Below are 7,347 nucleotides of genomic sequence, written 5' to 3'. Positions count from 1 at the left end.
CAGGCCACGCACCGACAGGCGCACCGCGCCGCGCGCCGAGGGCGCGGGCCGGAAGGCCGAGGCGGCGACCGCTTCGCCCACCGTGAGCTTCACGAGCTCGGCGACAGACGCATCCTGCGGGCGCAGCGTGGCCACGGTGCGCCCGCCACGCATCACGGTCACGCGGTCGGCATAGGTCTTCACGTCGGCCATCTTGTGCGTGACCAGCACCACCGCGGCGCCGCCGCGCGCGAGCCCCTGCACGGTCTGCAGCAGCCGCGCTGCCTCCTGGTCGGTCAGCACGGCGGTGGGCTCGTCGAGGATCAGGATGCGCGCGCCCGCGAGCAGCACCTTGAGGATCTCCACGCGCTGCTGCTCGGCGATCGAGAGCGTGTCGACGCGGCGCATCGGGTCGATGTCGAAGCCCAGCGCCGAGGCCTTGTTGCGGATGTCGCGCGCGATGTCGCGCAGCCGCTCGCCATGGCTTCGGAACTCGGCCGAAGGCGGGGCGGTCAGCAGGATGTTCTGCGCCACGGTGAAGGGCCGCACCAGCTTGAAATGCTGGTGGACCATGCCGATGCGCTGGCGCGCCGCATCGCGCGGGCCCGCGAAGCGCACCGCGTTGTCGTCGACCAGCAGCTGGCCCGCCTCGGGCGCATAGAGGCCGGCCGCGATGTTCATCAGCGAGGACTTGCCCGCGCCGTTCTCGCCGAGCAGCGCATGCACCTCGCCCCAGCGCGCGGCGAAGTGCGCGTCGGTCAGCGCCGCGAAGCCGTCGAAGGATTTGCGGATGCCGGTGAGTTCGAGCGCGTTGGGCATGGGGGCGGAATTCCTCGCGGCCTACTTCTGCGTGACCACGCCCTTGACGAACCAGTCCATCTTCCAGAGGTCGGCATCGGACAGCACGGCGCCCTTGGCCACGCGCTCCTTGCCGTCGCGGTCGGCCAGCGGGCCGGCGTAGATCTGCTTGCCCTTCATGAGCGCGTCGCGCTCGGCGGTGATCAGCGCGGCCTTGTCCTTGGGCACGGCCGGGCCGAAGCCCGCGATGTCGGTGCCGCCGTCTTTCATCGAAATGAAGGCGCCGTACTCGGCGGGCTTCCAGTTGCCGGCCATGATCTTCTTGAGCTCGGGCGTCAGGAAGCGGTCCCACACCCAGACCGAGGAGCACAGCGTGGCCTTGGGCGCGAACTGGCGCAGGTCGCGGTGGTGGCCGGTGCCGTAGACGCCACGCTCCTGCGCGACGATCTGCGGCGTGGGGCTGTCGACGTGCTGGCCGATCACGTCGGCGCCCTGGTCGATCAGCGCGGAGGCGGCGGCGCGTTCCTTCACGGGGTCGTTCCACGCGCCGGTGTAGATCACGTTGACGGTGGCGTTGGGGTTCATCTTCTGCGCGCCGAGCGCGAAGGCGTTGATGGTCCAGTTCACCACGCCGAAGGGATTGGCCGCGACGAAGCCGAGCTTGCCGCTCCTGGAGGCCGCGCCTGCGGCCATGCCGCACAGGTACTGGCTCTCGTAGGTGCGGCCGTAGAAGGATTCGAGGTTGCGGCCGTTGGTGGTGCCCGAGCCGTTGAGGAAGGCGACGTCGGGGTACTTGGCGGCCAGGTCCTTGAAGCTGTCGGAGTAGCCGAAGGCCGTGCCGATGACGATGTTGGCGCCGCGCTGGATGAACTTCTCGGCCGCGGGCTTGATGGCCGAGGCGTCCTCGGGCACGTTCTCGACGAACTGGATCTTCTGGCCGAGTTCCTTCTCGATCTTCACGCGCGCCTCGTCGAAGGCCTGGGTCCAGCCGCCGTCGTTCTTGGGGCCGAAGTAGAGCATCGCGATCTTGGGCTTGTCCTTGAGCGTGAAGCCGTCGGCGGCGACCGCGGGCAGCGCCGCGAGGGACGCTGCGCCCGCCGCGAAGGTCAGGGCGAGACAGGAAACGGGAGTGCGCGGCATGGAGCAACCTTTCGAGAGAGGCATGGCGGAAGGGGCCGGAGAAAGAAGAAGGAGAGCGAGCAGGCGCGAGGAGGCCGCGGGCGCGTCACAGCATGAAGTTGATGCGGAACACGTTGCCCTCGGGATCGAGCAGCACCGACTGGTACCAGTCGTAGTAGGTGCGGTAGGGCGCCTTGACGAGCGTGGCGCCGGCCTCGAGCGCGATCGGCACCATCCGGTCGACCTCGTCCTGGCTGTCGACGTCGATGTTGAGCAGGAACTTCACGCCGCGCGTGTCGGAGAACTCGGCGAGCTGCAGCAGTTCGTAGGCATCGAGCGCGTTGAAGCCCAGGCTCGACTTGCCGGTGTCGAGGCCGCGGAAGATCGGCGAGCGGATCGCCTCGATCTCGGGGAAGCCGAACACGCGCTGGTAGAAGCCGCTGAGCGCGACCACGTCCTTCGCGAAGATGTTGACGTAGGACAGGTGGGCCATGTGCTCTACGCCGTCACCTTGGTGCCGCCGAAGGTCGTCTGCTTGACGAACTTCGAGGTCAGGTGGTCGCCCGAGGAGATCGGCGCGTACTTCGGTTGTTCGCCGGGCGCGAGGCAGCTCGGCAGGCACTCGACCATCGCGTCGTAGTTGGGCTGGTGGAAGAACACCAGCGACTGCCGGCGGTTGGTGCTCGCCACCTCGAAGGGCGGGTTGATCACGCGGTGCAGCGTCGACACCCACTGGTCATTGGTCCACTGCATCATCAGGTCGGCGATGTTGACGACCAGGCCGCCCTCGACCTGCGGCACGTCGACCCACTGGCCGGCCTTGTTGAACACCTGCAGGCCCTTGTCGTCGGGCAGCACGATCGTGAGGCTGCCGTAGTCGCTGTGCGCGCCCGCGCGCAACTGGCCCGGCAGCGGCTGCTCGCGCTGCGGCGGATAGCTCAGCACGCGGAACATGCTGATGTGGCGGTCGATCTTGTCGTCGAAGAAGCGCTCGGGCAGCGCGAGGCCGAGCGCGAACACGCGCATCAGCGAGCGCGAGAGATCGCTCATCGCCTCGAAGTAGCCCTCGTAGGCTTCGCGGAAGCCCTCGATCGGCGGCCAGCTGTTGGGTTCGAAATGCGGACCGGCCGCGGGACCGCGGTGGTAGTCGTCGTCGGGCACGTTCGAGGGGCCGATCGAGAACGACTCCTTGAGGTCGCCCGGTGCCGCTTCCTCGAGGCTGTACGACAGGCCTTCCTCGCCGACCGCGCTGTAGCCGCGCACCGCGTCCTCGCGCGGGCGGTCGACCTTGCGCTTCTCGGCCAGGGGCAGCTCGAAGAAGCGCCGCGACAGCGAGGCCACGCGCGCGATCAGCTCGGGCGCGATGCCGTGGTTGGTGATCACGAGGAAGCCGATGCTGCGGCAGGCTTCGTCGACTTTGTGCGCGACCTCGGCCTTGCCTTCGGCGGTGCCGGCGAAGTACGGCGCGAGATCGATGATGGGAACGGACAGCAGGGTCATGGCGAATGGCTCCATGGGCTTGGCATGCCTTTCGCCATGCAACGTCTGTGCCAGTTGGACCAAATGGACAAATCGCTTTCGTCGCGTCAGCATGGTGCGCCGCGAGGCCTTCGGAACACCGGCGCGGCGCGGTGCGATGCACGCGGCCTTACAGTGGTGCGCGTTCCGAACCAACGACCGATGACGATCGACGAAGACAGAAAGAGCGAGGGAAGATGCCGAAGACCAAGGCGCTGGCCGCGGCCAGCCACAGCGAGAAGCCGAGCCGCAAGCCCGCCGTGCGCAGCGCGTCGGCGGTGAACCGGCGGCTGCGCCAGATCGAGAACAAGCGCAGCGCGATCCTGGGCGCGGCGCTCGGGCTGTTCTCGCGCTTCGGGCTGCACGGTACCTCGATCGACCAGGTGGCCGCGCGCGCCGACGTGTCGAAGAGCAACCTGCTCTACTACTTCGCGAACAAGGAGGAGCTCTACGTCAACGTGCTGCGCGACCTGCTCGCGCTGTGGCTCGAGCCGCTGCGCGGCTTCAGCGCCGAGCAGGATCCGCGCGAGGCGATCGGCGACTACATCCGCCGCAAGCTCGTGATCTCGCGCGACCGGCCCGATGCCTCGCGCCTGTTCTGCCTCGAGATGATCCAGGGCGCGCCGCTGCTGCGCGACGAGCTCGATCGCGAGCTGCGCACGCTGGTGGAGAAGAAGTCCGAAGTGATCCGCGCCTGGGTCGAGGCCGGCAAGCTCGCGCCGGTCGATCCGCCGCACCTGATCTTCGCGCTGTGGGCGATCACGCAGCACTACGCCGACTTCGGCGTGCAGGTGCAGGCGCTGTCGGGTCACACGCTGGAGGACGAGGGCTTCTTCGAGCGCACCGTGGAGAACGTGCAGCGCATCGTGCTGCAGGGCATCGAGCCGCGTTGAGTTCGCGGCTTCAGTGCGGCGGCGCCGCGATCTCGTGATAACGCCGATCGAAGTAGATCAGCCCCTGCGCCGCGCCGCCGATGGCGATGGCCACGGCTTCGCAGAACAGCACGTCGTGCGTGCCCGCGCTGGTGGCGTGCATCACGCGGCAGTCGAAGGAGACGGCCGCGTCCTCGAGCATCGGCGAGCCGGTGGCATCGCGGCGCCAGCGGCCGGCGGCGAAGCGCTCGTCCATCGGCGTGCGGCCGCCGAACAGCGCCGACAGCGACTGGTGGCCCGCGGCGAGCACGTTCACGCACAGCACGCCATTGGCCTTGAAGGCCGGGTACACCGAGGCCGAGCGGTTGAGGCACACGAGCAGGGTCGGCGGTTCGTCGGTCACGCTGCAGACGGCCGAGGCCGTGAAGCCGGCGCGGCCCGCGGGACCGTCGGTGGTGATGATGTTGACGGCCGCGCCCAGTCGCGCCATTGCGTTGCGATAGTCGCTTTTCTGCAGGCCGCACGGCAACCCGGCGGGCGTTGGAATGGAGGCCATGGCGTGTTGCATGCCGGGTGCTTTCAGGCCAGCACGCAGGCCTCGTCGAAGCCCAGGCGCGGCAGGCGCCCGAACAGCTTCGACGCGTCGCCGTGGCCGAGGTTGATGAGGAAGTTGACGGTCCAGTCGCTGCCCTCGAAGAAGGCGGCGTCGACCTTGGCCTTGTCGAAGCCCGACATCGGGCCCGCGTCGAGCCCGAGCGCGCGCGCCGCCAGCAGCAGGTAGCCGGCCTGCAGGCTGGCATTGCGAAAGGCCGTCTCGTGTGCGGCCTCGGGGCTGCCGGTGAACCAGCTGCGCGCATCGGCATGCGGGAACAGCGTGGGCAGTCGGTCGTAGAACCTGCGGTCCCAGGCGGCGATGACGGTGACGGGCGCGCTCATCGTCTTCTCGAGGTTGCCCTTGGACAGCGCGGGCGCGAGCCGAGCCTTGCCCTCGGGCGTGCGCACGAACACGAAGCGCGCGGGCGAGCAGTTGGCCGAGGTCGGGCCGAGGCTGGCGAGCGCGTGCAGCTGGCGCAGCTGCGCGTCGGACACCGGTTCGTCGGTCCAGCCGTTGTGGCTGCGCGCGGCCGTGAAGAGCAGCGCGAGCGCCGCGTCGTCGAGCGAAGTGGAAGTGGTCATGCGATGGCGGCGGGTGTGGCGACCCGCGAGAGGAAATCGAGCAGGCCGCGGTTGAAGGCCTCGGCCTCGGTCACGCTGTGGGCATGGCCGCCATGCGCGACGAAGTCGAGCGTGACGTCACGCAGGCCGTCGGCCAGGTGCTGCGAGCAGGTCCAGGGCACGAGCACGTCGTCCTTGGCGGCCGCGATCAGCACAGGCGCGGCGATCTCGCCGAGACGTGCGGCCACGTCGAAGGCGCGCAGCGCGCCGATGCGCGCGCGCATGTTGGCCTCGCCCGGAAAGTGCGCGAAGGCATGGTCGACCTCGTCGGCCACGCGCTGCGCATGCTCGGCGGCCCAGGCCGCGGGGTACAGGAAGATCGGCTGCGCCTCGACATAGGCGCGCGCGCCGCAGGCGCCGAGCAGCGCGAGCCGTGCATCGAAGCAGCGCGCCGAATGCGGATTGGGTCGGGCCCACGCGTTGACGAGCACCAGGCTCGCGATGCGCGCGGGTGCGTCGAGCGCGAGCTGCAGGCCCACGAGGCCGCCGAGCGCGTGGCCCGCGAAGTGGCACTGCGCGGTGTGGGTGGCATCGAGGATCTCGAGCACGTCGCGCGCCATGTCGGCGATCACATAGGCCTCGGGCAGCGTGGCGGGGCTGCGGCCAGTGCCGCGCTGGTCGTAGACGATGACGCGGTGGCCCGCGGCGACCAGCGCGCCGAGCTGCGGCTGCCAGAAGCCGGCCGAGCCGCCGAGGCCCGACGACAGCAGCACGGTGGCCGCGGCGTCGGACGCGCCGTGCACCTCGTAGTGCAGGGGGCTCATCGAGCTCAGGACTTGCGGCCCACGTGCGCGATCGAGGCGATCTCGATCAGCGCGTCGGGCTTCACGAGGCCGCACTGGATGCAGAAGCGCGCCGGTTTGGTGCCGGGGAAGAACTCGGCATAGACCGCGTTGATCTTCGCGTAGTCGGCCCAGTCCTTGATCATGATCTGGTTGAAGGTCACGTCGTCCATGGTGCCGCCCGCGGCTTCAACCACGCCCTGGATGGTGGCGAGCACATGGCGGGCCTGCGCGGCGGCGTCGCCGACATGGACCACGTTGTTGTCCTTGTCGAAGGGCAGCGTGCCCGAGACGTAGAGCACGCCGTCGGCGAGCGTGCCAGGCACGTAGGGGGCGAGCGGCACGCCGGTGCCGGGCGGGATGATGGCTTGCTTGGGCATGAAAAGACTCCTGGAGAAAAGAGGATCAGGCGGTGGCCGCTTCGGCCGGGGCGGGTTGCGGCAGCGCGGCCGGCGCGAAGCTGCGGCAGAAGTGGTCGACCGAGGAGACCCAGCCGAAGAAGGTCTCGACGTTGTAGACCGAGGCCTGCTGGATCGCGGGCCCGCCGAGCTCGTGCGTGGCGTCCTCGAGCATCACGGCGAAGTACTCGAGGTGGAAGGCGTCGCGCAGCGTGGATTCCACGCAGACGTTGGTCGCGATGCCGGTGAACACGAGGTGGCGAATGCCGCGCGAGCGCAGCGTGCTGTCGAGCGTGCTGTTGAAGAAGCCGCTGTAGCGCGTCTTGGGCACGACGATGTCGCCGGGCTGCGGCTTCATCTCGTCGATGAGCTCGTAGTCCCAGCCGCCCTTGGCGAGGAAGCGGCCCTGCAGCTCGGGCCGCGCGCGCATGGTCTTGAGCGCGTTCGACTTGTGCCAGTTGGGCGAGCCGGGGCCGCCGGCCTCGACATAGCCGGCGTCCCAGCCGTTCTGCAGGAACACGACCAGCAGGCCGGCCGCGCGCGCCGCGGCGATGGCGCGCACGATGCCGGCGATGGTGCCCTGCGCACCCGAGATGTCGAAGCCGGCCGAATCGACGTAGCCGCCGAGCGAGGCATAGGCGTTCTGCATGTCGACCACGACGAGCG

At 69.3% G+C, this 7,347-nt stretch carries 10 protein-coding genes; 1 reads left to right on the top strand and 9 read right to left on the bottom strand.

What is annotated here, in order from left to right; translation table 11 throughout:
* The 4 genes from AC27VN_RS27420 to AC27VN_RS27405 all read right to left on the bottom strand — a co-directional run.
* The coding region (locus AC27VN_RS27420) for an ATP-binding cassette domain-containing protein (protein ID WP_490878568.1) at positions 1-798 on the bottom strand (798 nt) is incomplete at its 3' end.
* Positions 799-819: 21 nt separating this feature from the next.
* Positions 820-1,917: a BMP family ABC transporter substrate-binding protein gene (locus AC27VN_RS27415; protein WP_490878567.1), complete on the bottom strand. Its 1,098-nt coding sequence runs from the start codon at positions 1,915-1,917 to the stop codon at positions 820-822.
* A gap of 85 nt (positions 1,918-2,002) precedes the next feature.
* On the bottom strand, positions 2,003-2,389 hold the full coding sequence (locus AC27VN_RS27410) for a VOC family protein (RefSeq protein ID WP_490878566.1): 387 nt from the start codon (positions 2,387-2,389) through the stop codon (positions 2,003-2,005).
* Between the two features lie 5 nt (positions 2,390-2,394).
* On the bottom strand, positions 2,395-3,396 hold the full coding sequence (locus AC27VN_RS27405; protein ID WP_490878565.1) for an isopenicillin N synthase family dioxygenase: 1,002 nt from the start codon (positions 3,394-3,396) through the stop codon (positions 2,395-2,397).
* A 215-nt stretch (positions 3,397-3,611) separates the two neighbouring features.
* Here AC27VN_RS27405 and rutR point away from each other — a divergent pair, with 215 nt between their 5' ends.
* A complete protein-coding gene (rutR, locus tag AC27VN_RS27400; RefSeq protein ID WP_093350367.1) occupies positions 3,612-4,307 on the top strand; it encodes an HTH-type transcriptional regulator RutR in 696 nt (231 codons plus the stop codon).
* A 10-nt stretch (positions 4,308-4,317) separates the two neighbouring features.
* Here rutR and rutF read toward each other — a convergent pair whose 3' ends face one another.
* The 5 genes from rutF to rutB form a co-directional block, all read right to left on the bottom strand.
* Positions 4,318-4,842 (bottom strand): NADH-dependent FMN reductase RutF, encoded by a 525-nt coding sequence (rutF, locus tag AC27VN_RS27395; protein WP_395349213.1) that lies wholly within the window; start codon positions 4,840-4,842, stop codon positions 4,318-4,320.
* Between the two features lie 23 nt (positions 4,843-4,865).
* Entirely contained in the window at positions 4,866-5,462 is a 597-nt protein-coding gene (locus AC27VN_RS27390) for a malonic semialdehyde reductase (RefSeq protein WP_490878564.1), read from the bottom strand.
* Complete coding sequence (rutD, locus tag AC27VN_RS27385) at positions 5,459-6,265, bottom strand: pyrimidine utilization protein D (RefSeq protein ID WP_490878563.1); 807 nt, start codon at positions 6,263-6,265, stop codon at positions 5,459-5,461. The genes AC27VN_RS27390 and rutD overlap by 4 nt, the downstream gene beginning before the upstream one ends.
* A gap of 5 nt (positions 6,266-6,270) precedes the next feature.
* Complete coding sequence (gene rutC, locus AC27VN_RS27380; protein WP_490878562.1) at positions 6,271-6,663, bottom strand: pyrimidine utilization protein C; 393 nt, start codon at positions 6,661-6,663, stop codon at positions 6,271-6,273.
* Positions 6,664-6,688: 25 nt separating this feature from the next.
* Positions 6,689-7,347 (bottom strand): pyrimidine utilization protein B (gene rutB / locus AC27VN_RS27375; protein WP_490878561.1); only part of this gene is annotated, 659 nt, incomplete at its 5' end.

The sequence above is a fragment of the Variovorax sp. 20P10.2.4 genome (genome assembly GCF_058244205.1).
This window is presented reverse-complemented; position numbering and strand designations above follow the sequence as displayed.

Coding starts and splice junctions, on each gene's coding strand:
- rutR (WP_093350367.1), top strand. CDS start 3,612: ATGCCGAAGACCAAGGCGCTGGCCGCGGCCAGCCACAGCGAGAAGCCG.
- rutC (WP_490878562.1), bottom strand. CDS start 6,663: ATGCCCAAGCAAGCCATCATCCCGCCCGGCACCGGCGTGCCGCTCGCC.
- rutF (WP_395349213.1), bottom strand. CDS start 4,842: ATGGCCTCCATTCCAACGCCCGCCGGGTTGCCGTGCGGCCTGCAGAAA.
- rutD (WP_490878563.1), bottom strand. CDS start 6,265: ATGAGCCCCCTGCACTACGAGGTGCACGGCGCGTCCGACGCCGCGGCC.
- AC27VN_RS27410 (WP_490878566.1), bottom strand. CDS start 2,389: ATGGCCCACCTGTCCTACGTCAACATCTTCGCGAAGGACGTGGTCGCG.
- AC27VN_RS27390 (WP_490878564.1), bottom strand. CDS start 5,462: ATGACCACTTCCACTTCGCTCGACGACGCGGCGCTCGCGCTGCTCTTC.
- AC27VN_RS27415 (WP_490878567.1), bottom strand. CDS start 1,917: ATGCCGCGCACTCCCGTTTCCTGTCTCGCCCTGACCTTCGCGGCGGGC.
- AC27VN_RS27405 (WP_490878565.1), bottom strand. CDS start 3,396: ATGACCCTGCTGTCCGTTCCCATCATCGATCTCGCGCCGTACTTCGCC.